Annotated in this window: 19 protein-coding genes; 10 read left to right on the forward strand and 9 right to left on the reverse strand. The window is 56.1% G+C overall.

Features of this window, described 5'->3' with window-relative positions:
* Window positions 1-503 precede the first annotated feature (503 nt).
* Window positions 504-2,123, forward strand: coding sequence for a response regulator (locus IEW12_RS06710; protein ID WP_188565158.1), 1,620 nt, complete (start codon window positions 504-506; stop codon window positions 2,121-2,123).
* Here the strand turns inward: IEW12_RS06710 and IEW12_RS06715 are convergent.
* Window positions 2,101-2,961, reverse strand: a complete 861-nt coding sequence (locus IEW12_RS06715) for a GNAT family N-acetyltransferase (protein ID WP_188565159.1) — start codon at window positions 2,959-2,961, stop codon at window positions 2,101-2,103. The genes IEW12_RS06710 and IEW12_RS06715 overlap by 23 nt on opposite strands.
* A 117-nt stretch (window positions 2,962-3,078) precedes the next feature.
* On the opposite strand from IEW12_RS06715, the gene IEW12_RS06720 reads away from it, so the two are divergent.
* Together IEW12_RS06720 and IEW12_RS06725 are read left to right on the forward strand one after the other, a co-directional pair.
* Window positions 3,079-3,675: a sigma-70 family RNA polymerase sigma factor gene (locus IEW12_RS06720; protein ID WP_229750953.1), complete on the forward strand. Its 597-nt coding sequence runs from the start codon at window positions 3,079-3,081 to the stop codon at window positions 3,673-3,675.
* A complete protein-coding gene (locus tag IEW12_RS06725) occupies window positions 3,672-4,898 on the forward strand; it encodes a hypothetical protein (RefSeq protein WP_188565160.1) in 1,227 nt (408 codons plus the stop codon). The genes IEW12_RS06720 and IEW12_RS06725 overlap by 4 nt, the downstream gene beginning before the upstream one ends.
* Before the next feature lie 57 nt (window positions 4,899-4,955).
* Here IEW12_RS06725 and IEW12_RS06730 read toward each other — a convergent pair whose 3' ends face one another.
* Window positions 4,956-7,928: a DUF2135 domain-containing protein gene (locus tag IEW12_RS06730; RefSeq protein ID WP_229750954.1), complete on the reverse strand. Its 2,973-nt coding sequence runs from the start codon at window positions 7,926-7,928 to the stop codon at window positions 4,956-4,958.
* 335 nt (window positions 7,929-8,263) lie between these two features.
* On the opposite strand from IEW12_RS06730, the gene IEW12_RS06735 reads away from it, so the two are divergent.
* Both IEW12_RS06735 and IEW12_RS06740 read left to right on the forward strand, forming a co-directional pair.
* The gene (locus tag IEW12_RS06735) at window positions 8,264-8,500 is read left to right on the forward strand and encodes a hypothetical protein (protein WP_188565161.1); all 237 of its coding nucleotides are present in this window, start codon (window positions 8,264-8,266) and stop codon (window positions 8,498-8,500) included.
* A 297-nt stretch (window positions 8,501-8,797) separates the two neighbouring features.
* Window positions 8,798-11,695 (forward strand): PAS domain S-box protein, encoded by a 2,898-nt coding sequence (locus IEW12_RS06740; RefSeq protein ID WP_188565162.1) that lies wholly within the window; start codon window positions 8,798-8,800, stop codon window positions 11,693-11,695.
* 41 nt (window positions 11,696-11,736) lie between these two features.
* Here IEW12_RS06740 and nikR read toward each other — a convergent pair whose 3' ends face one another.
* From nikR to IEW12_RS06760, 4 genes are all read right to left on the reverse strand, one after another.
* On the reverse strand, window positions 11,737-12,192 hold the full coding sequence (gene nikR, locus IEW12_RS06745) for a nickel-responsive transcriptional regulator NikR (protein ID WP_188565163.1): 456 nt from the start codon (window positions 12,190-12,192) through the stop codon (window positions 11,737-11,739).
* Between the two features lie 14 nt (window positions 12,193-12,206).
* Window positions 12,207-14,264, reverse strand: a complete 2,058-nt coding sequence (locus tag IEW12_RS06750; RefSeq protein WP_188565164.1) for a TonB-dependent receptor — start codon at window positions 14,262-14,264, stop codon at window positions 12,207-12,209.
* Window positions 14,265-14,671: 407 nt separating this feature from the next.
* The gene (locus IEW12_RS06755) at window positions 14,672-16,069 is read right to left on the reverse strand and encodes a sensor histidine kinase (protein WP_229750955.1); all 1,398 of its coding nucleotides are present in this window, start codon (window positions 16,067-16,069) and stop codon (window positions 14,672-14,674) included.
* 16 nt (window positions 16,070-16,085) lie between these two features.
* Window positions 16,086-16,754 (reverse strand): response regulator transcription factor, encoded by a 669-nt coding sequence (locus IEW12_RS06760; RefSeq protein ID WP_188565165.1) that lies wholly within the window; start codon window positions 16,752-16,754, stop codon window positions 16,086-16,088.
* Between the two features lie 266 nt (window positions 16,755-17,020).
* Between IEW12_RS06760 and IEW12_RS06765 the strand changes: the two genes are divergently transcribed.
* From IEW12_RS06765 to IEW12_RS06780, 4 genes are all read left to right on the forward strand, one after another.
* On the forward strand, window positions 17,021-18,172 hold the full coding sequence (locus IEW12_RS06765) for an efflux RND transporter periplasmic adaptor subunit (RefSeq protein WP_188565166.1): 1,152 nt from the start codon (window positions 17,021-17,023) through the stop codon (window positions 18,170-18,172).
* Entirely contained in the window at window positions 18,165-21,299 is a 3,135-nt protein-coding gene (locus IEW12_RS06770) for an efflux RND transporter permease subunit (RefSeq protein WP_188565167.1), read from the forward strand. The genes IEW12_RS06765 and IEW12_RS06770 overlap by 8 nt, the downstream gene beginning before the upstream one ends.
* Window positions 21,300-21,308: 9 nt before the next feature.
* Entirely contained in the window at window positions 21,309-22,640 is a 1,332-nt protein-coding gene (locus IEW12_RS06775; RefSeq protein WP_229750956.1) for a TolC family protein, read from the forward strand.
* Between the two features lie 452 nt (window positions 22,641-23,092).
* Entirely contained in the window at window positions 23,093-23,383 is a 291-nt protein-coding gene (locus IEW12_RS06780; protein WP_188565168.1) for a hypothetical protein, read from the forward strand.
* 31 nt (window positions 23,384-23,414) lie between these two features.
* Here IEW12_RS06780 and IEW12_RS06785 read toward each other — a convergent pair whose 3' ends face one another.
* From IEW12_RS06785 to modA, 3 genes are read right to left on the reverse strand one after another with little or no spacing between them, the layout of a single operon-like run.
* Window positions 23,415-24,158, reverse strand: coding sequence for a sulfate/molybdate ABC transporter ATP-binding protein (locus IEW12_RS06785; protein ID WP_188565169.1), 744 nt, complete (start codon window positions 24,156-24,158; stop codon window positions 23,415-23,417).
* Window positions 24,155-24,826, reverse strand: a complete 672-nt coding sequence (gene modB / locus IEW12_RS06790) for a molybdate ABC transporter permease subunit (RefSeq protein WP_188565170.1) — start codon at window positions 24,824-24,826, stop codon at window positions 24,155-24,157. The genes IEW12_RS06785 and modB overlap by 4 nt, the downstream gene beginning before the upstream one ends.
* 33 nt (window positions 24,827-24,859) lie before the next feature.
* Complete coding sequence (gene modA / locus IEW12_RS06795; protein WP_188565171.1) at window positions 24,860-25,624, reverse strand: molybdate ABC transporter substrate-binding protein; 765 nt, start codon at window positions 25,622-25,624, stop codon at window positions 24,860-24,862.
* Window positions 25,625-25,795: 171 nt separating this feature from the next.
* Between modA and IEW12_RS06800 the strand changes: the two genes are divergently transcribed.
* Window positions 25,796-26,191, forward strand: a complete 396-nt coding sequence (locus IEW12_RS06800; protein WP_188565172.1) for a hypothetical protein — start codon at window positions 25,796-25,798, stop codon at window positions 26,189-26,191.
* Window positions 26,192-26,404: the final 213 nt, after the last annotated feature.

Here is a 26,404-nt window from a genome sequence, read left to right on the forward strand (position 1 = left end):
AGAAATCGCCTTTTTTCAGCGCCGTCAATGCAGCGAGCAAAAGCTTCACGTCCAGTGTTTCAGACAGATCGGTGATCGTATTCATCCTGCTTTTCTCCAAATAAGATTTTGGGAAACCTACTGAACGAAAAATATACTCTGCATACGGCACAAATAAGGCACAAAGAGGACAGGCAATACCGCTACTGCATCAATTAATCTATCAATCAATCCATCTATCGAGCGCGAGATGCATGTTTTTGCACCGCAATATTGCGCGGTATGGTGATGAGAGCGGGGGCACAATATTCCAAAATCCGAAAACGATGATTTATTTCCCACCGAGCCTGTTCCGGTGACATAATTTACTGCAAATTTTTAATAATTTGTGACAATTCAATCTAGCCTAAGTATTTGTTTTCATGTCGCCGGCGGGTAAAACCACAACAGGCCCCGAACTTGCTGTGGTTTTACCCGCCGGTCCGAGATTTTGAAACTGAACATTGACGTAAGCGAGGAAACGAGTGTCGTCAAAATATAAGCCAAAGATACTTGTCGTTAATGACGATGCAGCGAGCCTGTTTGCATTGACCGGCTTGCTGGGTACATGGGCAGAAGAGAATGGATGCCTGGTGATACCGGCACGCTCAGGCGAAGAAGCGCTACGTAATGTATTGCAGGACGAATTCGCGGTCATCCTGCTGGATGTCAACATGCCCGGCATGGATGGTTTTGAGACGGCAGAAGCGATCCACCAGCGGCCCCGTTCTGCCTCCATTCCGATTATTTTCATTACCGCCTTCTTGGCAGATGAACTGAATCGCCTGAAAGCCTATCAGCAAGGCGCTGTCGACTACCTGTTTACGCCCATCATCCCGCAGGTGTTGCAGGCCAAGGTATCCGTCTTTGTGTCGCTGGCAAAGAAGAACCTGGAACTGAAAGCCCAAGCCGATGCGCTGACCCAGCGCACTGCCGATCTGGAAATAACCAATTCCCGGCTGCAACGGGAAATACGCGAGAGAAAGCTCGCCGTGGAGCAAAACCGCGCCAAGGATGAGTTCCTGGCGATGCTGGGACATGAATTGCGCAATCCCTTAAGCGCGATTACCAGTGCGGCGTCGCTGATCGGTTTTCCCGGCGCCAAGGAAGAAAGCGTTAACCGTGCCAAGCTGGTGCTGGCACGGCAGGCGCAGCACCTGACCCGTATCGTGGACGACCTGCTGGACCTGGGCAGGGTCATGTCGGGGAAAATAGTCTTGAACAAAAAGCCCGTCAATATGCGGGAAATTGTGCTGTCTTGCCTGGAAAGCTTGCGCGCGAGCCGCCCCGTGGACAGCTATCAATGGCAAATTGACGAGAAAGATGCTTGGATAGAGGCAGACTTGACGCGCATAGAGCAGATCATTACCAACCTGATAGACAATGCCATCAAATACACGCCGGCCGGCGGCACCATTACGCTGGAAAGCAGCGTGGATAACGGCCAGACCAGCCTGACCATCAGCGACTCGGGCATAGGCATCAGCAAAGAGCTTTTGCCGCGCATTTTCGATATTTTCGTACAAGGTGAAAATTCCCTGGACCGCGCCAAGGGCGGGCTGGGCGTCGGCCTGGCCTTGGTCAGGCAACTGGTGGAACTGCATGGCGGCAGCATCCTGGTCAGCAGCGACGGTGAAAACCTGGGCAGCAGCTTTACCATCAGCATGCCGGGCTCCTCCATGCAGGAAACAGCGCCCCCCAGCGGCGAAGCACGAAGCCACGCGACTATGCAGAAGCTGTTGCTGATAGAAGATAACGATGACGGCCGCGACATGATGACGCGCCTGCTGCGCTCGCATGGTTTTGACGTGCTGGAGGCGGCATCAGGCCCCGAGGGCATAGCCCTGGCGCAGGCGGAAAAGCCTGGCGTTGCCATCATCGACATAGGACTACCGGGCATGGACGGTTATGAAATCGCCCGGAATATGCGTGCAGACAAGGAAACCAGAAGCATTTTCCTAATCGCCTTGACCGGCTATGGCTTGCAGGAAGACAGAAAGCTGTCAACAAAAGCCGGCTTCGACATGCATCTCGTCAAACCTCTGGATGTACAGCAATTAATGCAGGCCATCGATGCCTGCCTCAGCACTCCCCAGGCGAACTAATACCCCGTCTGGCGAAAGTCGATTTGCTATAGGCCAGATCAAACCCGGCGCGCAGCGCATTGCGCGCGCTGGTGTTGCTTGGCCTTGCCGTAATGCTGGCTAGCTTGAAGCCGGCGTTCTGCGCATCCGCTAGTCTGGCTTGCAGCAAAGCCTGCTGGATGCCGCGCCCACGATAGGCCGGCAAGGTGCTGGCAATATACAGGTGGGCCACTGCGGTATCAGCGGAATCAATCAATGCCAGGCCGGCCGATCCGGCAATCTCTCCATCCACGCGGGCAATATACAGACGGGTATCGTCGCGTGCGATGGCTACCCGCGCCAATATGTCCAGCAAGGCGCGCGGTCTGGTATGCGTCTGCAGCGAAAACCCGGCAATGCAGGCGGCCACGAAGTCCTCCGAATTCGCCGCTGTGACAGTTTCCACCTGCACGCCGGAATCCGGCGGCGATCCGTTAAGACTGTCACCCAGCACTTTGACATAGGTGTTGCTGAAAGCATTCACGACATAGCCGCGCGCGGCCAGCAGTTGTAGTGCATCGGCATGGATATAGGGGCAGATATCTATTTCCGTCGCTAGGCCCAGCCTGGCATAGGCTGCTTCCAGTGCAAGCAGATCGGTCTCAGGAATGCTGCTGCCAAGACCAAAACCGGTCACATGGTTCAGTTTGCGCCCATACGCAGTAGCGGTGAACGCAGCCACACCGCCACCGATAGCGACGGTATGCGCTCCCATTTCCGGTTGCAGCAGCGCGCAAGTCTCCACCTGCAGCTTCAAGTGCTGCGCCTCGGCGCGCTCCAGCCGGTAAGCCAGGTCTGGCGTAATGAACAATGCAGGCATAGGCGGAGGTCAAAAAGGTATTGGGAAGAAGCAGATTCTAGCGTGGAGAACATCTATTTACTACTTGAAACAAGCTCGTCATTGTCGCAGCAGTACAACTCCATTAAACTGGTAAGTATGCTCGCCCAACTATCCGATGAAACCCTGATGACGCTTTATTGCGAAGGTGATCTGCTTGCCTTCAAGGAATTGTACAGCCGTCATAGCCAGGGCCTGTATCGTTTTCTCGCATGGCGTTCGCCGCGGCGGGAATGGGTGGATGAGATCGCACAAGATAGCTGGACAGGATTGCACCACGCCCGTGAGCGCTACCGTGTCGAGGCGGGTTTTCGTACCTATCTGTACCAGATTGCGCGCAACCGCCTGATCGATCTGCTGCGCCAGCAGCAGGTCTTGCTGGCCAGCGAACTGGGTCATACGGCAAACGGCGAAGATATCTTTGAGCGGCTGGCCGACGATAGCGCGGAAGAGCTGCCGCCCGATGCGCTGCTGGAAAACAAGCAGCAGCTCGCCGGTCTGTATGCAGCAGTAAAAGCCTTGCCGGGAGAACAGAAGGAAGCACTGGTGCTGCAGCAGTTCAGCGGTATGAGTCTGGAAGAAATTGCGCAATTGACCGGCGTTTCTGTGGAAACGACCAAGAGCCGCTTGCGCTATGCAATGCGCAAATTGCGGCAAATGATGGCGCCGGCAGTCGCGCAGGAGGAACAGGCATGAGCAGTAAAGAAATCCATCACGACGACGACGCGGACTTCGAGGCTTTCCTCTTGGGGCAAGGCGATCTGGCGGCGCATCTGCAGGCCTTGCCTCAGGCAAGCCCTTCGCCGGAACTGGACCAGGCTATCTTTGCCAAGGTGGAAGCCGCCATGCAGCAAGGCATGCCTGCCCCCATGCTGGCCGCCAATGACCCTGTGATTCCCGAGCGGCAGGCCGCCAAGCCAGTTGCCGGGCGCGCACCATTTACCCGCCGCTGGAGCGCCCCATTGGCAACCGCCGCCAGCGTGGCGGTAGTAGGCTTCCTGGGCATGCAATGGCGGCATCAGCTGGAACTGGATGTACCGGTGCCCGCACCTGCAGTCCATTCGGAAGCGCCAGTGGTGACGGAACAGGTAGCCCGCCAGCAATCCACGCAAGTATCCAGACCGGAACCGACAAGCCCGCCATTGCAGGCGAAAGCCACTGTCCCTGCCGCGCAGGAATTACCGGCGCCATCGCAAGTGGTGCAGGCATCGCAGCCACCAGCGCCAGTTGCTTCAGCCGCAAGGCAAAAAACAACGCAACGGCCACAGGAGCCTGAAGTATTGCTGCCAGCGACACTTCCGCCAATTGCGGCAGCAAAGCCAGCGCCAGCGCCGGCACAGGCGGCCGCTCCAGGCTGGGCTACTGGCGGCACGAGCGACCGGGACATCTCCACAGCGGGGCAACTTGCCGATAAAGCGAACGGAACCACCAGGGTGGAAATCACAGGTAGCAGCATCAAGAGGGAAGCGGCTGCACCGGAGTCTACCGCATTGGCCAAGAAGGAAAGTGCAAGCCCTGTGCAATCCTTGCCCCCCCAGGCCTTTGCACCGGCACCGGTACCGCCCCCTGCCCCGGCTCCGGCTCCTGCAGCGGTGGCCGCCTATGCTCCCGCACCCGCAATGGCAAAGCCTGCAGCACCGGCTACCTCCCTGGCGTTGAACGAGCAGAATGAGCAGTATGCACGCCGCGCCGTAGTAGTGGATGCCAGAAAAATCGCATCACCGCAAAACGACGAGGCAACACTCTTCAACAAGAAACAAGTCAGGGAAGCGAACGAGTGGCTAGCCGTGATAGAAGAATTGCTGAAAGCGGATTTACGCCGCGATGCGACTGCGGAATGGAAAAAATTCCGCAAGGCCTATCCTGATTACCCAGTGCCAGATACCGTCAGCGAACAATTCAAAACCCCGCAAAAGTAAAAAGCCGTTCCTTGTCAGGGAACGGCTCTTGCTCAATGTCGCTTCAGCAGCATTGATTTAATTTCCTTTCGGTTTTACCTCAAACTCGCCGACAAACACGGTATCTCCCCTGTCCTTCAGGCGCAAGGTGATCATCTGATCCTTCGCATCCGGGGTGCCGAAGCCGGTAGTCAGTTTCAATTGCAAGGTCGTCGCGCCTGCCACGACCTGCTGGCGGTTGCCGTAGAAATTGGCCTGTATCTTGTATTTTCCGGCCTTGGCATTGCGCAGCGAAAACTCCTCCGGTCCATATCCTTGCGTCACGTCGGCCGACATGCGCCCACCTTGATAGGTCAGTTGATGGCCGTAGAAGCATTTTTCATTATTCGGATCGGTCACCCACAGATCCATGTCGCTGTTATCTGCATCCCAGGTCATCACCGCGCGCACGTCCAGCGGCATATTTTTCAGTAAGCGGGGATCGACGCGGCTGGTATCGAGCCTGATTTTTTGCGCGCCCGCCTTTACCACGATCGCATTCAGCTCACCTAGTGTAATGAGTTCTATGTCGCGGAAACGGCCATCCCATTTGCGGATGACGACTTCATTGAGCTGGTCTATCGCAGCCTGGTATTGCTTGTTGGCGGCATAGGCCAGGCCCAGATCGCGCCAGGACTGCGGCTCTTCTTCGGCCAGTTGGCGTACTTTGAGGAAAACCGGGATTGCAAGGTCCGGCGCATTCATTTCCAGCAAGCGGTAACCGAGGATGCGCAGCACCTGGCGGTTTTCCAAATCCATCTCTGCCAGGTTGGACAGCACGCGCAAAGCCAGGTCATGCTTTCCCTTCTCCTGCAACAGATCTGCCGCATCCAGGAAAAAGGCACTGCTATTGGCATAGCCGGGTTTTTCATCAAGGTAGATCGCATAGATATTATCCGCAGTAGCCTTCATGCGCTCAATATATGGCGCATCCGAGGTCCATTTTTTCAGCGAAATACCGATCTCGCTCTGCACTGGCACGCCTACTTCACGCCGGATACTGCTACCGGTGACCATCACCCTTTCTAGCTTCTGCGCTCTGCGTGCCTCTGTACCAGCGGCATCCTGGTTCTCTCTCGCATACGCCATGGCCGGTGCCGGCTCGGGTGCGGGTGCCGCTGCTGGATTAGGGGGAGCATACATCGCCGTCCCTCCACCGGGCAGGCTGAGGCGCGCCAGAGGCTTGCCTGTTACCTGCGGCAAATGCAGATCATCTTTCGGATACGGGGTTTCCCACCATGCCTGTTTCTGTGCAAATTGCCGCACCACGTTTTCAAGATGGATATCACGCTCTTGCTGCAATTGCTTGTTGCGTAAGGTTTTCAGCATGCCGTAGGCCTTCTGGTAGGCTGCCGGCGGAGTGATATCGTAGCGGGCATAGTCTTCCATGGTTTCCAGCACGATCAGTGAAGTCTCCCGTGTAGGGATGCCGAATTGCTGGCCCACGCGGCGGATTTCGGCCCTTTGGTTTTCGTAGTCGGCTTCCAATGCATGCAGGCGGTAATTGGCCCACAAATAGGCCGCCATGGGATCAGCCGGCGCCTTGGCGGAGACCGGTATCGTCAATTGGCGCAGCTTGCCGCCCTGCGACAGGCTGAGTTGTATTTGCGCATCCTGGTTTTGCAATATGCCGGTGATACGCAACACACCCTGGCGCGCCTCCATCGACTCCAATTGCAGTCGGCTGGCGCCGACCGCATTGGCGCTGATTACGCGGGTGCCCTCCATCAGCAGTTCCTTGGCCGCCTCGCCGGGCGCAAGCGCGGAAACCTGAATCAGCTTGCCGCCGCTGCGCTCTGCCAGTGCCGCCAGCCGGCCAGTATCTGCCGACGCCGACGAATTCAGTGCATACAGACGCTGACCCGCTGCCAGCACAGGAGCTGCCACAGCGCCATAGTTGTTCAGGCCATCGCTGAACATAAGGTATTCGCCAACATCAGACTGCGGCTGCCAGTTGTTCAGGGCGCTGGCGCCGTCATACACGGTAGCTTGCAACGCAGCGCGCAAAGCGCTCCAGTTGCCATTGCTGATCTTGAACACCTGGGTCGCTTCCGGCCGGTCGCGCAAGCGTATCAGCCGTACTTCAGCTCTGCCCACCGCCTTGAAATAGATATCCAGCTCACTCAACTCCGCATCCACTGCGCGGTTGATGCCAGAGCCCGAGCTATCCCACAACAGGCCTATCACGCCGGGCAACTTTCGTGCGGTACTCGTGTCCGGCACCGGGACCTCAGTCGCAAAATAGGTGCTGCCGTCCAGCTCCTGGATGGCAGTTTGTATGCTATCGCTGGCCGGCAAGCGTACATTCAGCGCGCCGCCGGGTGTGAACTGGGTCTTGCTGATATTGGCCTGATAGCCTTCCGCCGTACGTTCAAAACGAAGTTCACCCAGGCCGGACAAGCCGGCAGCTTGCGGCGCGGCATTTCCATCGGCATTGCTGTGCACAGCCACGCTAAGCTGGAAATCCTGCAGCCGGTAGCCGTAGCTCAGCGGCAGGCTGTATTGCAATTGCTTGTCCCGCTGGGACAGCGCCTCCATGTACTTGATCTGAACGCTGCGCGTGCCTTTGGCCGGTACCGGGAAAATGCGCAGCTTGAAGTTGTTGCCTTGCGTGTTTTCCAGCAGGCCAGGGTCCACCCGGCGGCGCTCTATCGCCTCGAATACTTGCCGGCCTTTGGCCTTTTCGACCGGCACTGCAGGCCTCAGTGCGCCTTCTATATCCAGCGAGAAGCCGGTAATCTGCTGCCCCTCCTGCAACGGGAATTGCAGGGTGCCTTCCAAAGGACGCGAATTAGGGTTGAAAAACACCATCTCCACGGTGGTCTGCGCAAGGCGGCCGCTGATGTCGGCACTCACCCGCATGCTTTGCAATACGATAGGCTGTTCGCCATTAATGGTGGTGATCAGCTTGTCCTGCTGTGGCGGCAAGCCGAGCGCGCTGGCCGGTTTCCATGCAACCATCAGTACAAGTAAAAAAAATTGTATAAAACCCAAAAAAATGCGTTGCGACATATTGTTCTCCATATCGTCGGCCCAAATGGCTTATGGACTTAAACGGAGCAAATCGCAAAAGGGGGTTAAAACAAGATGCAAAGGTTCAAAAATAATTGTGGCCCCTTCTTGCCAGCCTGCAAGGCTGCGATTGCCGCAAACTTAGTAGAAGTTACCGGTACAGCAATCGCGCGGACTCAGGTAATGCGATTGCCGCGACTGCTCTACATCTCCTTGCTTGTCAACCTGCAAGAATTAACAGTTTCTAACGATTGCCGTTGGCAGACCCTGCTATATTTATTTTAGATTGGGTAGCTATTTCTGCAATCGAAGGAACTGTCTCTATGACAAGATACATGCTGAACTTTACTCCACGAACGCTGCGCGCGCTGTCGGAACTCTCGCACGACAGTGAAAAAATCGTGGATATTTTAACAATTAATGATCCGCCTGCCCACCTCGAAGGTCGGGCGCGCCTTCCTGACAGGGTGACATCAGACCAACACACCGATACGCTGGATGTGACGATCATTCTGGAAAACGGTGTGACATCAGTGCAGATGGCTTTGCCGGACGCTTTCCGCCACCAGTAGTCTCCCAAAATTCAGCGTCGCAGAGCGCCGCATTCCTGTCACTTATCGCAGCCCACCCCAACCAGCCTTCCCCTCGCTTTGATCCGGACAAGCGGTCCAGCCAAGCAGCCCTCTATCAATGTTCTTCGAGCGATAGCCAAGCACGGCCTGCCATATACGCTGAATTAATTTAATAAAAATGCAATGACAAATATATTGGTATATATTTATCATTTCCGAGAGTAATCTTGCAAGCACACGGTGATTCGACTGAACCCCATGGTATCCGCGACCCCGTTTTGGCCTCGTCTATTGACTATGAGTATCAAGACCCGCATTACTTTGCTGGTTGTTGCTATCGTATTTTCTACCGCTTTCGCCATCACTTCCGCTTCGCAGTACGTGTTGAAGGAAGGGATGAAAGAAACCATCAATGCAGAGCAATTTGCGCGGCTCAGCAATATTGCAAACGCGATCGATCAGAAATTTCACAGCCGCCAGATTTTGCTGGAAACATTCGCCCAGGCCATCCCGGCAGAAAAGCTGCGCCATCCGGAGCAATTGCAGGCTTACCTTGCTAGCTTCACGACGCTGAAGGATGCGTTCGACAACGTTGCGCTACTTGATCTGAATGGCTTACTTGTCGCCAACTACAATCGGCAAACCCCTGTGGGCAAAATCAATCTGGCCGACCGCAGTTATTTTATCGATGCGATAAAAAACGATGCCGCAACCATCTCCCAGCCTTTAGCGAACCGCATCAACGGCAAACCGCAGGTAGTAATGAGTCAGCCGGTACATGATAAAAGCGGAGCAATTGCTTACGTACTTACCGGTGCCATCGATTTGCATGAACCCAATTTCCTGGGCGAATTTGCCAACCTGAAGTTCGGCAAGAGCGGTTATATGTTTATCCTCAACACCGATGGCATCGTCGTGGATCATCCGAGAAAAGACCGCATTCTGAAGGCCAGCAATGCCGACGGGTTCTCGACGACGGCAGCAGAAAAAGCGCTCAAAGGCTTTGAAGGCAGCACTGAGGCCCTGAACCGTTACGGTGTATATGGCCTGTACTCGTTCAAGCGGCTGCAGAGCACTAACTGGATACTGGGGGCAATTTTCCCCGCCAGCGAAGCTTTTGCGCCGATTGAGCTGATGCAGCGCAAGGCACTGGGAGCTGCATTGATATTGTCTGTGTGCGCCGGCATGCTGGTGTGGTGGGCATCCTGGAGGCAGCTTGAACCTTTGCTGCGCCTGGCAAGGCATATGAAAATTGTACGCGAAAAGAAAACCTATCTGCCGCTGGGCGGCAGCTTTCATGACGATGAAATAGGCAGCCTCGCCATTGCCTTCGACGCCCTGATGCGCGACAGGGAGAACGCGATCGCAGAAGCGACGGCCGGCGCCCAGCATATGAACAGTATCCTGGCCCATGCGGGAGATGCTTTCATCAGTAGCGATGCGCAGGGCCGAGTGACGGAATGGAATCGCCAGGCAGAAGAAACTTTTGGATGGACGCGGGAAGAAGTGCTGGGAAAAATGCTCAGCGATCTGATAGTACCGTTAAGAATGCGCGAAGCCCACGACCGGGGACTGGCACAGTTTGTCAAAACGGGGCAAGGCGCCATTCTGAACAAGCGCATCGTCGTCAGCGCAATGCGCAAGGATGGCAAGGAAATCCCCATAGAGCTGACGATTGCCGGAATCAAGCAGGGGGAACAATACACTTCCAATGCCTTCATCCGCGACATCAGCGACAGGCAGCTCAGCGAAAGAAAGCTGGCCGACAGCGAAAAACGCCTGCGCATGATCACCGACAACCTGCCGGCGCTGATTTCCTATGTTGACAATGATCTGGTCTACCAGTTTGCCAACGGCTATTACCGCACCAGTTTCGGCTTCGACCCGGAAAAAATGATAGGCCGCCCTGTGCTGGATGTGTACGGTGCCGACAACTTTGCCAAAATTGCGGAACAGTGCGCGCTGGCTTTGCAGGGACGGCGTGTCCATGTTGAGCGTAGCCAATTTGCCAATGGCAAGACCAAGCACCTGGCGGTTGACTACAATCCCGATTTTGCTGAGGACGGCAGCGTCATCGGCCTGTATGTGATGGGACTGGACATTACCGACCGCAAGGAGGCGGAACTGCGCCAGGCGGAATCGGAAGAGCGGCTGCGCACATTGGCAGACAACCTGCCGGCACAAATTGCCATTATCGATACCCGGCAACGCTATGTATTTGTGAACCGCCATCTCGCCAGGGTAACCGGGCTCACTCCCGAGCAGATGGTAGGCATGAGCATGCTGGAAGGACGCGGCGCTGAAATCAACGCTTTTGTGCAGCCTTTCGTTGCCCGGGTGCTCGCAGGAGAAAAAGTCCGGTTTCAAGGTGAGGTCAGCAAGGACGGCAAAATCTCGCACTATGAATCGACCTTTGTTCCAGCTCAAAACAATGCGGGCACAGTCATCGGTTTTTATGCAATGACATTTGACATTAGCCATCGCAAGAGAATCGAGACAATGAAGGATGAATTCATCTCCACCGTCAGCCATGAACTACGCACGCCGCTCACCTCCATCAATGGCGCATTGGGCCTGCTGACAGCCGGGGTAATGGGAGATTTGCCGCCAAAAGCCAGGGATTTGCTGCTGGTCGGCCAGCGCAACGTGGAACGGCTGGTGCGCATGATTACCGACATGCTGGATATAGAAAAAATTGAAACGGGCCGCATGACTTTTGATATCGCCACATGTGATGTCGCATCTATCATTTTACAGGCGATAGAATCCAGCAAATCCTATGCGGTGCAATACGGTGTCACCATGCACCTGGTCACGGAGCTAGGAAACGCGTTCGCCAGGCTGGACCATGACAGGTTCTTGCAGGTGCTGATTAATCTGCTATCGAATGCGATCAAATTCTCAGAATCTGACGGCACGGTTGAAGTGGCGCTGACGCTGGAAGAGAATTTTATAAGGGTCGCTGTCACCGATCATGGCTGCGGCATACCGCAGCAATTTTACGACAGTATTTTCCAAAAATTTTCCCAGGCAGACAGCACCAATAAACGCAAGAAAGGCGGCTCGGGCTTGGGCCTGAGTATTTGCAAGCCTATTATTGAAAAAATGGGCGGACAGATAGGATTCACTTCGGTGCTTGGAAAAGGCAGCACCTTCTTCGTGCAAATCCCGGCGCTGGTGCTAGAAAACGCCTAGCCTTCTCGGCTAAGGAAAAAACAAAATCCTGAAGCAACACATCAGCGATGCGGGTGCACGTGCGTATGCCCGGCGTGGATGTATTTGTCTTTCTTCATATCCACCGACACGATATGCACATTGCCGTGCCGGACACCGGTTTGCGAGATGATGCTGTCGGCGCAAGCGCGCACGTCGTCTATCCTGCCCTTTAGCACCACCGTTTCCAGGCAGTTGTCGTGATCCAGATGCACATGCTGCGAGGCTACGGCAATATCATGGTGGTCGTGCTGCATTTGCGTCAGGCGGTTGGATAACTGGCGCTCATGGTGATCGTACACATAGCTGACGGTGGCAACGCACCATTTGGCCTTGCCGGTGGCCACCTCGGATGCTCCCAGCTCCTTGCGCACCAGGTCGCGAAAAGCTTCGGAGCGGTTCAGATAGCCTTTGCCTTCTACCAGTTGATCAAATGCATCTGCCAGGTCGTCATCGACCGAAATGGTTAAACGCCGCATGGTGCACCTTATGGTTAAAAATTGTGGGTAAGCGTCAATCTTAAAGCGCGCGGTTCCACCGGATGGAAATGAATGTCGTTAGCGCCATCCGCAGTCTCCCCGCGCAAGCGCGACTGATAATAGTAGTCGATGTCGCTGGCCTGCTTATTGAACAGATTGAAGGCATCCAGCGTCAGCCTGGTCCTGGGTGCAATCTTGTAGCCTATGCGCGCGTAGGCCAGCGTGGTGGACGCAGAACGCACGCTGCCGTCTTCTATCAGCGGCCGAGGCCCGAAATAGCGCAACTGAACACCGCCATACCAGCGGCCTATATCGGTGACAGTGACGCCGAAAGAGGCCACCTTGTCCAGGGAACCGGGAATATAGGCGCCGACAGGATCATATTGCGTGTAGCGCGCGCGGGATATCGCCAGATCCAGGTCAAACAGCAGCCAGGGGGCGGCAATGTAATGGTTATTCCATTCTATGCCGGTGCGACGGCTGGCGCGGCTGGGCTCGGTTTCGCCCGCATCGCCGACAAACAATAGTTCCGAATCTATATCCAGCCGCCACAGCGCCAGCGAAGACTGCAGGCCGGGAATGATCTCGGTGCGCACACCGAGCTCTCCACCGCGGGTCTTGACCAGTGGAGTAACCGGGTTGGAAGCACCGCCATCCGGCAGCCTGGTCTGGGTCGTGCCGCGCGCATCATTGCTGTGGAAACCGGTGCCGTAGTTGATAAAGTATTCGGTCTTGTCCCAGGGGCCGAAAATCAGCGATAGCTTGGGTGAAACGATATGGTCGCTTACTTTACCTGAATCGCCTGCTACGCTGCTATTGACGTCAAAGCGATAGGCGTCATAGCGGACACCGGCAACGGTACGCAATTTTGGCAGCCACTGGATGATGTTTTCTGCGTACAGCCCGGCACTACTTTCCTTGACCTCATCCTGGCGTATCGTGGAAATTCGCTGCTGGGCCAATGTGTTGTAGATACCTACCGGCGAGAGTTTGTCGTAGCGGACCTGCAGGCCTATCCGGTTTTGCATTTCCAGACCGGCCAGTTGCTTATCCCAGGCCTGGCTCATATTGAAGCCCAGCATGCGGCGGTACTCGCTCTGGTTAAACTGGTCGCCATTAACCGGATCATTCAGGTAATAGGTAAAATTGCTGAACAGTTCCAGCGCAGACTGCACTGCGTACGCATCAAATTCAAATTGCCCGAGCTGATTGCGCTTATGCAAGGCGTACGACAGGCTATAACGCGAACTGCGGCCGCCGTCAGTAGGATCAATCGCGCCGTAGCGGTCTATCAATCCCGATTGCACCGCGCGCAGCGGAATCTGGTCGCTGGAGTTCCAGTTATTCGTGTAGGCCATTGCCGTAATGTCAAAGCCGTCTTCATGATTGCCCTGGCTATAACGCAGCAGACCACTGTATTTGCGCACGCCTTCCGGATTATCCCACGGGCCGTTATTACGGTTCAGTTCCAGCCCATATAACAGCGTGCCGTTGACCGCAGCCAGCGAATTGGCCAGCACTGCGCGCTGATACCCGTAGCTGCCCAGGGACAGGCTGGCAATGCCTTGCGGCAGGCTATCGACCAGCCGTATATGCGCAGCTCCCGCCGATGCGAAATCTCCCTCGTCGGCAAAATAAGTGCCCTTCTTGTAGTCGATGCGCTGCACCAGTTCCGGCAGCAGGAAATTAAGGTCGGAATAACCTTGTCCATGTGCGTGGCTGCGCATATTCACCGGCATGCCATCCACATAGGTCGCAAAGTCGGTGCCGTGATCCAGATTGGTGCCGCGCAAGAAATATTGATTGGCCTTGCCGTCGCCGCTGTGCTGGGTGACAATCATGCCGGGCACGAATTCCAGCAATTCGCCGGTGCGCAAGGCTGGCCGGTTGACTATCAGATTGGACGTGACAGATCCCTGGCTGGCCGCGTCCGATGTACCTACGGAATTATTGTAGTTGCCGACTATCGTTACGGTCTCCACAGGAGCCTCCTCCGCCCAGCCCGCCTGCACGCAGCAGATCATCACAGCCGCGGCAATTGCAATGGAAAGTTTCTTCCAGCTCGACCGCATAGTTTCCCCGAATTAATATTTTATTTAGCATGTATGAAGAATATTTAAATTTTCATACTCGCAACCGCATTAGCAAGAAACAGACCTGCCGCTCTAGAGCGTGCGGCACGAAACCCCGTATGAGGCTTTCTACTTAACTCATACGCAAAGGACGGCAGTTCAGATTCAACATGGAATGATTTTTTTGCGCCAGGCGCTTGGATCCCAGGATGCGGGAAATAAAATCCCCGGCAATGCCATGGCGGTATCGCACTGTATTGCAGAGGAAGGTACTCCAGAATTGTTTCCTTCTGAAATACCTGCCTGCAAATTCAGGATAAAGGGCGTTCTTGCGAAATGGCCGCCGCCCGTCGAGGTAAGGCGACCACGCCTGCATACTCGGCAAGCGCATAATGAGCTAGCTGGACTTAGCTGGGCTTGGCTGAGGCTGGCTGGGAGTCGTTGGGAAAAAGCACAGAAAACACCGTGCCCTTGCCGTCGGCGCCGGCCGCCAGCTTGATTTCTGCGCCATGGTCCTTGGCGATATCTCGCACGATGGAAAGACCAAGGCCACTGCCCGTGGTCTTGTCGCTGATGCGGTAAAACCGGTTGAAGATCAGTTCCTGCTCGGACGCGGCGATGCCGGGGCCGGAGTCCTCCACGATCAGCGTCACCCGCCCGCCCTCTTGCCGGCAACTGACTGTCACGCTGGCTTGTGGTGGCGAATAGCGGATCGCATTGTCGATCAGATTGTCTATCATATCGCGCAGCAGGAAACGGTTGCCGGTGACCTCGCTGGTGTGCAGGTCGAAGCCCAGGTCGATATTCTTTTTGTCGGCCTCTTCAATGAAATGCTGCACCGATTCTTCCACCAGCTTGTTCAGTTCCACCTGCTCCAGATGGGTTTGTTCAAACTGGCTGGATTCAGCTCGCGCCAGCGACAGGAACTGGTTGGTCTGCCGTATCAGCCTCTCTGTGGACGACATCATCAGCTGAATGGAATGACTGGTTTCTGCCTCTGTAGCATAGCGCTGCTGCAACCACTCTATCTGCATCTTCAGACCGGCCAGCGGTGTACGCAACTGATGCGCAATATCGGCGACGAAGTCCCTTTGCGCAGCGGCACCAACCTGTACCCGCCCGAGCAGATCATTCAGCGCATTGACAACGGGGCGCAATTCCAGTGCCAGGAAATCAGGCGCAATCAAAGACAGGTCGTTGTAATTGCGGGAATCCAGCGCCGCCTGCATTTTTTTAAGAGGATGCAAGCCGCGGGAAACCGCCAGCCAGACTATCGCCATGGACATCAGTGCGAGCAAGCCTTCCAGCACCAGCAGCGCAGCGACAATTTCAGAACGTATCTGGTGCCGCCGCCTCAGCGTTTCTGCAACGCCTATCGACACAGGTTCCGAACCTATCATCGTCTTCAGCGTGATCACACGTATACCGCCGCTGCGCATCATGCCGTCATACGCGGTCGGGTAATCCAGCTTGTCGCTGGTTTTCAGCGAAGGGAAATCGCCATCGCCTGCGATGGTTTTTCCGGTGTTGTCACGTACGACAAAATAGATGGGGTCAAAATGGCCCACACGCAATACCTGCTCGGCCTGCGGCGGCAGATCTATCATGACCTGCCCATTGGTTTGTTTCAATCGCGGCACTACCGCCCAGGCGGTATCGGTCAGGCCTTCATCAAACGCATTATTCGCCGGCTCCCAGGCCATGCGGTAGATCAGCACTGCGGCGATCACATTGATGATCAGGAGCGGCAGGATCAGCCATTTCAGCAGGCTGAGGCGTATGCTGGTCGTCATGGGTATGCTCATGTATGCACCCTCCCCCTCATTCGCCGGTCTTTTCCAGCATGTAACCGAAGCCGCGTATCGTGCGTATGGTAATACCGGCGTCGGCAATCTTGATGCGTATGCGCGAGACGTAGACCTCTACCGCGTTCAGCGTAATATCCTCGCCCCAAGGCAGGATGGCATCAATGATCTGCTGCTTGGAAACCACACGAGAAACCTGCTGCATCAGGTATTCCAGCACCGCCCATTCACGCACTGACAGCTCTATAGGCTGGTCGTTGACCCTGGCGCGCTTGGAAGTCTGGTCCAGCGACAGGCCGGCCAGTTGCAGCTTGACGGTTTCCGGTGCACTGCGGCGCACCAGCGCCTTGATGCGCGCCACCAGCTCAGGCGTGGCAAAAGGCTTCACCAGATAATCGTCCGCACCCAGTTCCAGCCCATGCACGCGGTCCTGAATGGAGTCGCGCGCGGTGAGCAGCAAGACGGGCAACTGGCTGCCCTGGCTGCGCAAGCGCCGTATCACTTCAAAGCCGTCTATTCCGGGCAGGCCTATATCCAGCACCATCACCGAAATTTCAGAGCGCTGCAGCGCCGACAAGGCATCGCTGCCGTTATTGACGACATCGACCACCATGCCTTGTGCTTTCAAATTTCGCGTGACGCCATCCGCAATGATGGAATCATCTTCTACCAGGAGGACATGCATAGGAAATCCATATTTTTCGTGTGAGACATGATCTGAGGCGCACGGCGACATGACCGAATGATGACATTTTACCTCTTTGATACGGGGCAACAGGGCTATTTATCATCTGAAAACTTTTGCCACCTTCTTTCACCTTCTTTCACCCCTTGTCAGGGTTTTGTCAGCGTCCCGTCATGTTGACGACAGATAGGCTTGCTATTCTCAGCCAAAATTTTGAAACCACGCACCCGCATTGATAGCACGGGCTGCAGGACACCGAGGTTGAGATGAAGAAAAATACACTATACCGTCATGGTATTGCACTGATGTTGGCAGGAACCGCAGCCGCCGGCCTGCTCTCGGGCTGCGAAAAAAAAAATGAAAAAACTGCAGCAGATGCAGGGCAAGAGGCATCGGCCGCTCCTTTGCTCAGGGATGGAGCAAGCATACGCCTGCCGTCCGCGTCGCCGCTGCGCAAAGCCATTTCCGTTGCGATTGTCACTGAGCAAACCATAGAGCGCTCCATCAGCGTGCCGGGCGCCATTGAGGCCGATGCAGCACGGCTGATCAAGGTAGTACCGCCGGTGTCCGGGCGCATCGTACAACTGAACAAGCGGCTGGGCGATAGCGTGAAGGCAGGTGATGCGCTGTTTTCGCTGGACTCTGCCGATCTGGCCAGCGCCTACAGCGACGCCGGCAAAGCGAGCGCAACGCTGAACCTGGCCCGGCGCAATCTGCAAAGGCAAAAGGACCTGGTCGATGCGGATATCGCAGCGCGCAAGGACCTTGAACAAGCCGAGAGCGACTATACGCAAGCAGTCAGCGAAGCCGACCGGGCCAAGGCCAGGCTATCGCAACTAGGCGCCTCTCTAGGCCCTGGCTCCGGCCATCTGTACCAGCTGCGTTCGCCTATCTCGGGCAAGGTAATCGAACTCACAGGTTCCCAGGGCGGCTTCTGGAACGATACCAATGCACCGGTCATGACGGTGGCCGACCTGTCCACCGTGTGGATGGCCGCCAGCATACAGGAAAAGGATTTGCCGCTGGTATTCATTGGCCAGTCGGCAAAAATATCGGTGAACGCCTTTGAAGGCGAAAGCATAGAAGGCAAGGTACGCTATATCGGCGACGTGCTGGACCCGGATACGCGCACGGTCAAGGTGCGCATCGCTATCGATAATCAATCCGGCCGCTTTAAGCCCGGCATGTTTGCCAAGGTCGTATTTAGCGGCCAGCCCCACCCTGCCCCCGCAGTACCTGCTGCCGCACTGGTGCAGAACGGTTTCAATACCCGTGTATTCGTGGAAAAGTCGCCATGGGTATTTGAGCCGCGCATCGTCAAGACCGGTGCGCAAATGGGCAACAACATAGAAATATTGTCAGGACTAAAAGCAGGCGAAAAAATCGTTGCGAAAGACGGAGTGCTTCTCAATGATTGAAAATATCGTCAAGGTCAGCTTTGCACGCCGCGGCATAGTCTGGCTGGTCTTTGTGCTGGTGGCACTGTACGGCGTATATAGCTGGAAGCAATTGCCGCTGGAAGCCTATCCGGATATTGCAGATACTACCTCGCAGGTAGTCACGCAAGTGCCCGGCCTGGCTGCGGAAGAAGTGGAAAAGCAGATCACGATCCCGCTGGAACGAGAGATCATGGGTACGCCGGGCATGCATGTGATGCGCTCCAAGAGCACCTTCGGCCTGTCGCTGATCACCGTGGTATTCCAGGATGGCGTGGAAGACTACTGGTCGCGCCAGCGCCTGCAGGAACGCATAGGTGCGGTCACCCTGCCCTACGGTGCGCAACCGGGGCTGGACCCGCTGACCTCGCCGATAGGAGAGATCTACCGCTACACGCTGGAATCCAAGAGCCGCGACCTGCGCGAACTGTCCGAACTGCAGTTCTGGAAAGTGATCCCGCGTCTGAAGCAGGTTGCCGGCGTGGCCGATGTGACCAATTTCGGCGGCATCACGACCCAGTTCCTGCTGGAGTTCGATCCGGAAAAGCTGGGTAAATACAATCTGACGCTGGCCCAGGTGACACAGGCAGTCAATGCCAATAACGCCAGCGCGGGCGGCAGCGTGATGACACGTGGGCAGCAAGGTTTTGTGGTGCGCGGCGTGGGCCTGATCACCGGACTGGAAGACCTGGGCAATATCGTCGTCTCGCAAAAGAACGGCGTTCCGGTATTGATCAAGGATCTGGGCAATGTGCGCCTGGGGAACCAGGAGCGCAGCGGCATCCTGGGCAAGAACAATAATCCCGATGCCGTGGAAGGCATCACGCTGCTGCTGAAAGGGCAAAATCCGTCGCAAGTATTGGAAGGCGTGCATGAAGCGGTGCGTGACCTGAACGACAATATCCTGCCCAAGGATGTGAAGGTTGTTCCGTATCTTGACCGCACCATGCTGGTGGAAGCCACGCTGCACACGGTGGGCAAGACACTGATGGAAGGCATGTTCCTGGTGACCGTGATCCTGCTGCTGTTCCTGGGCAGCCCGCGTGCCGCGCTGATCGTTGCTGTGACGATTCCCATGTCGCTGCTGACGGCCTTTATCTTCATGCATCATTTCAAGATACCGGCCAACTTGCTTTCGTTGGGCTCCATCGATTTCGGTATCGTCGTGGACGGCGCCATCGTCGTGATGGAGCAGATACTCAGGAAGTTTGAAGAAAACGGCGGCAAGCCGCTGACACCGCAGGATGTGATACGCGCCGCACTGCAGGTCAGCAAACCCATCTTCTTCGGCATGGTCATCATCATCACTGCCTACCTGCCGCTGTTCATGTTCCAGCGCATTGAGTACAAACTGTTCTCGCCTATGGCGTTTGCGATAGGCTTTGCGTTGCTGGGGGCGATGGTGGTGTCGCTGGTACTGATACCGGGCCTGGCTTACCAGGCCTATAAAAAGCCGCGGAAGATTTTCCATAATCCTGCGCTGCAAAAGCTGGCTGCGTTCTACGATCCGGTGCTGTCAAAGGCCATCAACTCTTCGCGCCTGACCATCTGCGCCTTCATATTTGCCGTGGCGGCAGTGATCGCGATGGGAGCGACTATCGGCAGGGACTTCCTGCCCACGCTGGATGAAGGCTCGATCTGGCTGCAGGTAACCCTGCCGCCCGGCGTGTCGCTGGACAAGGCTGCCGGCATGTCGAATGAGCTGCGGCAGGCGACGATGGAATTTCCTGAAGTTGCCGCAATCGTGACCCAATTGGGTCGCAATGATGAAGGCACCGACCCGTGGACGCCTTCGCATATCGAGGTCAGTGTCACGCTGCATCCGTATGACAGCTGGAAATCGGGCTGGAGCAAGCAGGAGCTGATAGAAAAGATGGGCCAGCGCTTCGCGCAATTGCCCGGCATCCATGTCGGTTTTACGCAACCGATGATAGACGGCGTCCTGGACAAGCTGGCCGGTGCGCATAGCGATCTGGTGGCCAAGATCTATGGCAACGATTTCAAGGAGTCGCGCCGCATTGCCAGTGAAGTACAGCAGGCACTCAGCACCGTGCCCGGCGCTGAAAACGTGATCATCGAGCAGGAACCGCCGCTACCGCAGGTGCGCATAGAAGTGGACCGCAATGCGGCTGCGCGTTATGGCATCAACGTTGCCGATATTGCGGACCTGATCGGTACCGGCATAGGCGGTAAGCCGGTCGGCCAATTGTTCATCGACGAGCGCCACTACGATATCGGCGTGCGCTTTGCCAGCGAAGCACGCAGCGATCCCGAGGCCATCGGCAATCTGACGCTGACCACGCCCACCGGAGCCCGCATCCCGCTGGCGCAAGTCGCCTCCATCCGGCTGGACGATGGAGAAAGTACGATCACACGCGAAATGGGCAAGCGCCACCTGACAGTCGGGCTGGGCCTGAAGGGGCGCGACCTGGCCTCGTTCCTGGATGACGCAAAGAACCAGGTGGAATCGAAGGTCAAATACGATCACTCCAAATTCCAGATCACCTGGGGCGGCCAGTTTGAGAACCAGCAGCGCGCGCAAGCCAGGCTAGCGGTGATCTTGCCGGTAGTGGTGGCGCTGATGTTTGTACTGCTGTTTGGCCAATTCCGCAATCTGAGGCAGCCGGCGATGATATTGATGGCCGTGCCCCTGGGTGCTCTCGGCGGCTTGCTGGCGCTGCATTTGCGCGGCATGACGCTGAACGTATCCAGTGCGGTCGGCTTTATTGCTCTGTTCGGCGTGGCGGTGATGGACGGCATACTGATGGTATCCAACCTGAACCGCTTGCGTGCGGAAGAAAGCCTGCCCCTGAAAGACGCAGTCATCAAAGGCGCCCGCGAGCGCTTTCGCCCGGTACTGATGACAGCTTCGGTCGCTGCGCTGGGCCTGTTGCCTGCCGCGATTGCCCACGGCCTGGGCAGCGATGTGCAGCGCCCGCTGGCGACGGTGGTGGTAGGTGGCCTGCTGACCGCTACCGGGCTGACCCTGGTGTGGCTGCCGGCCCTGTATTACCTGATTGAACGCTGGATAGAAAAAAATACGGAAATCAAAAACCGCAAGCTCGCCATCGATAGCGGCAATGCTGAAACGGCGTCTGGCCCGGTTTAGGAAATGATCATGACTAGCTTTACTTACAAAAAACACTACCTGGCTTCTGTACTGCTATGCGCAGCGATGCAACCTGCATTCTCTCAGGAACCGGCGGCCGCAACGACCGGTTTCCAGCGCTACCTGGCCGCGGTGGAACAAAACAATCTTGACCTGCAAGCGCAGCGCGAGACCGTGGCCAGCGCACAGGCGGGCGTCTCTATCGCGGGTGTGCGGCCAGATCCGCAACTGACTGCCGGAATAGACTCCAAGGAGCTGTACGGACCGAACAAGAAAAATGCGGCAACCACGACCATTGCCGGCATCGCGTTCACGATAGAGACAGCAAGCAAACGGGACGCACGTATTCGCGCAGCGGAAAGCAATGTGCGCTTGTCGGATGCGACCGTAGGAGCCTTCAGGCGCCAGCTATTTGCCGACTCGGCAACTGCCTTTATTGAAGCCTGCCGTTCTTCGGCGGCGCTGAAGCGGCGCGAGTCCAGCCTGGACGCGATGCGCGGCATCGTGCGTGCCAACGAACTGCGCTTCAAGGCCGGTGATATCGGCAAGCTGGAACTGGTGCAGTCCAGGGTGGAGGCTGACCGTTTCGGCACCGATGTGGTCAGTGCACGCGCGGATACCTCCAGCGCGGAAATGAGCCTGTCGGTATTTCTGGGAAGGCCCTACCAGGAAGTGCTGGGAGACAAGGTCGATTGCGCTTTCAATGACAAACGTAGCCAGCAAGATACAGCGGATAACGTGGACGAGTTGATACGCAAGGCACTGGACAAGCGTGAGGACGTGCAACTGGCGCAATCCGCCATCGACAACGCCAGGGATAATATCGGTCTGGCCAAGGCGAATCGCTGGATAGACCCGGTGGTCAATGTCGGCGTCAAGAATACACCCAGGATTTATCCCATCCAGGATGCCAGCGGCGCCGTGACGAATAGCCCGGCAGAACATTCGAATACACTGGGCCTGACGGTTACCATCCCTATTCCGCTGTCGCGCCTGCAGAGCGGCGAGCTGGTGCAGGCACAGTCTGCATTGACGCAGGCGCAATTGCAGATGCGCTCGGTCATGCTGAAAGCGGAAACCGATGTACGCAGCAGCTTCATGCAATATCAGGCGGCAGCGCAGAATATGCAAAGCTACCGCGAACATGTACTGGACGACGCAGAACGTCTGCTGGAAGGCGTGCGCCTGAGCTATCGCAAAGGCTCGGCGTCGCTACTCGATCTGCTGAATGCCCAGCGCACTGCGGATGACATCTACATGAGCTACCTGCAAGCTCAGGCCAACCTGGCAAACGCCAAGGTCAAACTGCTGCAGAGCGCAGGAAAGCGGCCGGAAATCTAAGTTCGGCTATCACCACCAGCATGGCGGAGCATCCGCGTGCAAAGCAAGAGGGCAAGCCAAGCGCTTGCCCTTATTCATTCAGCACTGCCTCATACATTACTCATCATCCGGGTTGCGCCTATCCACCCGCTTGCACGTCAATCTATACGCGAATAAATTAATTTGAATTTTAATTCATTCATGCATTGACATGATTATTCATTCACGTATAATTCTTTCCATCGGCAGCAGGAGCAGAACTGCAGATCAGCAAATGACTTATCTGAAAAAGCAGCCGCTATCGCCGCACTCCCACATTAGACCTGCGTCATATTTGAACTATAAGGCTCATTGGTGGGGACGATAGCCGGGCTGTATGCCCTGCCATTTTTATTACGGTGCAGCCGGATTTTTAGGCTGTGCCATGCAGGATCACATCGGTTCCCAGGCGTCTATAGCGCTGCGATAAAGAAGTGCCCAGCTTATCCACGGTGTGCTGGCAGCAGGAGAGCGACGGCCGAGCGCTATACGGCTCCATGGGGGACATGGTGAAAGCCCCGCACGACCCTATCTCCATCTATTTGAAAGAAACCATCAATTTTATGATCATTTCCAAACAAAGAATCATCAATGAATATCTGCAGTTGTCTTCCCAGCAGTCTGCAGACAGCCATGCGTTGCAAGCGGTGGCAAAACTGCTCGGCATTGCAGAGCATCTGGTGGCCGAGACTATCGATGAGGCGTTTTCTGGAATGGCTGCCTAGGGGATGCTAAGGTTTAATTTGGGAAATGCGCTCAGGCAGAGCGCACATCCTGGCTGTCCGGTTGCTCATCTATTTGTGCATCCATTTGCTCATCGATTTGATCGTCCTTTATGCGGCCATCGCGTATCTCCAGCACCTCGTCGCCAAACAGGCGTACATCTTCGCTGTCATGCGTAATCATGATCAGCGGGATTTTCAGGCGCGAGCGTAGCTCCATTAATTCATGCCGCATCCGGTTGCGCAGGCCGCTATCCAGTGCGGCAAAGGGCTCATCCAGCAGCAGCGCGCGCGGATCGCTGGCCAGCGCCCTGGCCAGCGCAGTGCGCTGCTGCTGCCCGCCGGATAACTGATGCGGATATTGTCCGGCCACGGCTTCCAGCTCAAACATTTTCAGCCAGTGCGCGACGCGTTCATCCTGCTGATGACGGCCGGGGTTGCGCCAGCCGCCATGCAGGCCGAAGCCGACATTCTGTTGCACGTTCAGGTGCGGGAACAAGGCATAGTTCTGGAACAGGAAGCCGACCTTCCTCGCCTGCGGTGCCAGATTGAGCTTGCGGCTGCTGTCATACAGCGTAGCTCCGCTTAATTCTATCCTGCCGCTATCCGGCGTCAGCAGCCCGGCAATCGCCTGCAAAGTCAGGCTTTTACCGGCGCCCGAAGGACCGAAAATCACCAGGCTATCGCTGCTGGACGCAAAGTGAACGTCCAGCATGAATTCGCGCTTGTCACTCTTCAGCGTCTTGCGGATATCGACCTTGATGTGTTCAGTTGTCATCGTGATGCTACCTGTCCGGGTGCCAGCCGTCCTGCCGCCAGCAATACCGCCATACAAGTAATGGAGGTGATCACCACCAGCGTCAGCGCCGCATCATCCTGCCCTGCCTGCACAGCTTCATACACGGAGATGGACAGGGTCTGGGTCTTGCCGGGTATGCTGCCGGCCACCATCAGCGTGGCGCCGAACTCGCCCATGGAACGGGCAAAGGCCAGCAAGGCACCGGACAATACGCCGCGCCAGGCCAGCGGCAGTGTCACGCGGAAAAAAATCGCTGTTTCAGAAACGCCGAGTATGCGGCCGGCTTTTTCCAGTTGCGGATCAACCACTTCAAAAGCTGCCCGCGCTGCCTTGAATACCAGCGGAAAAGCTACCACCGCCGAAGCGATCACCGCGCCCTGCCAGGTAAAAATCAGGTTGATGCCGAACTGGCTTTGCAGCCAGGCACCCAGCGGCCCCCTGCGGCCCAGCAGCACCAGCAGATAATAGCCGAGCACCGTAGGCGGCATCACCATCGGCAAGGTCAATACTGCATCCAGAATATCCCGGCCGGGAAACCTGGTGCGAGCCAGCAGGTAGCCCGTAGCGGTGCCGGTCACCAGGCAGATGCCGGTGGCCCATAGTGCGACAGTCAGCGACAGCGATAGCGCCGTCCAGGTTGAACCCATGTTAATTCTTCAATGCCAAAAACAGACAGGGTATCAGGGTTTGGTAAATCCGTATTTGGCGAAGATGGCCTGAGCTTCAGGCGTCAGAGTAAATTCGACGAACTGCGCCGCCTCTGCAGCATTGGCGGCAGCGCTGGTTGCGGCGATAGGATAGGTGATCGGCTTTTGCGTAGGCACGGTCAGCGCCACTTTTACCTTGTCGCGCTGTATCGCCGCGTCGGTGCCATACACAAAGCCGGCATCGACTTCACCGCGCGCCACGTAGTCCAGGCTTTGGCGTACGTTCTGCGCCAGTATCATCTTGCCTTCCAGCGCAGGCCAGACGGTTGCTGCCTCCAGCACTTCCTTGGTATAGCGCCCTACCGGCACGCTGGCTGGATTGCCGATGGCTATGCGCTTGAAGTTGGCCTGCTTCAGATCAGCCACTGCCTTGACCGTCGCCGAGCTATCGCTGGGCACAATCACGACCAGGCTATTGCCGACAAAATTCTTGCGAGAGGCCGTGGTGATCAGCTTTTGCGCCTCAGCCTTGTTCATGGTGCCTTGGTCTGCAGACGCAAAAACATCTACCGGTGCGCCTTTGGCGATTTGCTGCAGGAGGGTATCGGACGAGGCAAAATTGAACTGCACTTTAACCGCAGGATGTTTGGCCTGGAACACCGCGCCCACTTCCTTGAAGGCATCTGTCAGGCTGGCTGCGCCGGAAACAGTCAGGTCGCCGGCCTGCGCTTGCGCCATCGCAACAAACAGCATGGTGATGAAAGTTGCCAGCGCGAAGCCTGTTTTTTTGAAGGTCATGGTAAGTATCCTGGATAGCCGTGAATGAGAAATATATAAGCGCAATATATCTAAAAATATAGCGATTTGCAATCAGGCGCTCCGGCAAGGGGCCAGGACAAACCCGATTCAGGCACCTAAGCTAAACTGCGGTAAACTGCTGGCGACACCCATCAAGAAAAGATTTTCGCAATGACCGACCTCCCCAAGCTGGATTTTTCCGCGCTGGCCGCACTGGCTGGAAAACCTGAGCATACGAACAGCGACTGTGCATGCAGCAAGCTGGACCTACAAAGCTGGATCAGCGTGCCGCTCTCGCTGGATGAAGAAAACCTGCAGGACGTGGGTACCTTGTTTGAAGACCCTTACGCCGAACCCACCTTTACCGAATACCACCCCGCCGGCACGCATTACGATTCGCCGGATGCGCCGATTGCACCTCTGTATTATCCGTATAACCGCTGCACCGTTGCCGTCTGCAAAAAGTGCGGGCGCCATTACCTGCGCTATACCGAGGCCGGAGGCTACTTTGTAGACCGGCGCATACGCCTGCTATCGCCGCAACTACTGATAGACGCAGTTCTGTAAGCAGGCCCTGCCTCAGGGGCGCGAGTGTCGTGCCTCGCCCCTCTTCACTCTTCACCCTTCACCGATCACCGATGCTTCGGAATAAAGACTTTCCTATCATGACGATAGCGAAAAGCGATTATTCCATGACTATTAATAATGAATTTCAGATAGCCTCCTTTATCGGAAACCGCTTCCTCCCTACACTGGCCACATTGATCAATGCGCTGTTCC

This window comes from Parundibacterium terreum, assembly GCF_014636315.1.
Classification (GTDB): domain Bacteria; phylum Pseudomonadota; class Gammaproteobacteria; order Burkholderiales; family Burkholderiaceae_D; genus Undibacterium; species Undibacterium terreum.

What these genes read in the sequence shown, in the direction of transcription:
- IEW12_RS06730 (WP_229750954.1), bottom strand. Translation starts at nt 7,928, where the DNA reads ATGTCGCAACGCATTTTTTTGGGTTTTATACAATTTTTTTTACTTGTA.
- IEW12_RS06765 (WP_188565166.1), top strand. Translation starts at nt 17,021, where the DNA reads ATGAAGAAAAATACACTATACCGTCATGGTATTGCACTGATGTTGGCA.
- IEW12_RS06725 (WP_188565160.1), top strand. Translation starts at nt 3,672, where the DNA reads ATGAGCAGTAAAGAAATCCATCACGACGACGACGCGGACTTCGAGGCT.
- IEW12_RS06735 (WP_188565161.1), top strand. Translation starts at nt 8,264, where the DNA reads ATGCTGAACTTTACTCCACGAACGCTGCGCGCGCTGTCGGAACTCTCG.
- IEW12_RS06760 (WP_188565165.1), bottom strand. Translation starts at nt 16,754, where the DNA reads ATGCATGTCCTCCTGGTAGAAGATGATTCCATCATTGCGGATGGCGTC.
- IEW12_RS06750 (WP_188565164.1), bottom strand. Translation starts at nt 14,264, where the DNA reads ATGCGGTCGAGCTGGAAGAAACTTTCCATTGCAATTGCCGCGGCTGTG.
- IEW12_RS06775 (WP_229750956.1), top strand. Translation starts at nt 21,309, where the DNA reads ATGACTAGCTTTACTTACAAAAAACACTACCTGGCTTCTGTACTGCTA.
- modA (WP_188565171.1), bottom strand. Translation starts at nt 25,624, where the DNA reads ATGACCTTCAAAAAAACAGGCTTCGCGCTGGCAACTTTCATCACCATG.
- IEW12_RS06720 (WP_229750953.1), top strand. Translation starts at nt 3,079, where the DNA reads ATGCTCGCCCAACTATCCGATGAAACCCTGATGACGCTTTATTGCGAA.
- IEW12_RS06785 (WP_188565169.1), bottom strand. Translation starts at nt 24,158, where the DNA reads ATGACAACTGAACACATCAAGGTCGATATCCGCAAGACGCTGAAGAGT.
- nikR (WP_188565163.1), bottom strand. Translation starts at nt 12,192, where the DNA reads ATGCGGCGTTTAACCATTTCGGTCGATGACGACCTGGCAGATGCATTT.
- IEW12_RS06800 (WP_188565172.1), top strand. Translation starts at nt 25,796, where the DNA reads ATGACCGACCTCCCCAAGCTGGATTTTTCCGCGCTGGCCGCACTGGCT.
- IEW12_RS06740 (WP_188565162.1), top strand. Translation starts at nt 8,798, where the DNA reads ATGAGTATCAAGACCCGCATTACTTTGCTGGTTGTTGCTATCGTATTT.
- IEW12_RS06755 (WP_229750955.1), bottom strand. Translation starts at nt 16,069, where the DNA reads ATGAGCATACCCATGACGACCAGCATACGCCTCAGCCTGCTGAAATGG.
- modB (WP_188565170.1), bottom strand. Translation starts at nt 24,826, where the DNA reads ATGGGTTCAACCTGGACGGCGCTATCGCTGTCGCTGACTGTCGCACTA.
- IEW12_RS06770 (WP_188565167.1), top strand. Translation starts at nt 18,165, where the DNA reads ATGATTGAAAATATCGTCAAGGTCAGCTTTGCACGCCGCGGCATAGTC.
- IEW12_RS06715 (WP_188565159.1), bottom strand. Translation starts at nt 2,961, where the DNA reads ATGCCTGCATTGTTCATTACGCCAGACCTGGCTTACCGGCTGGAGCGC.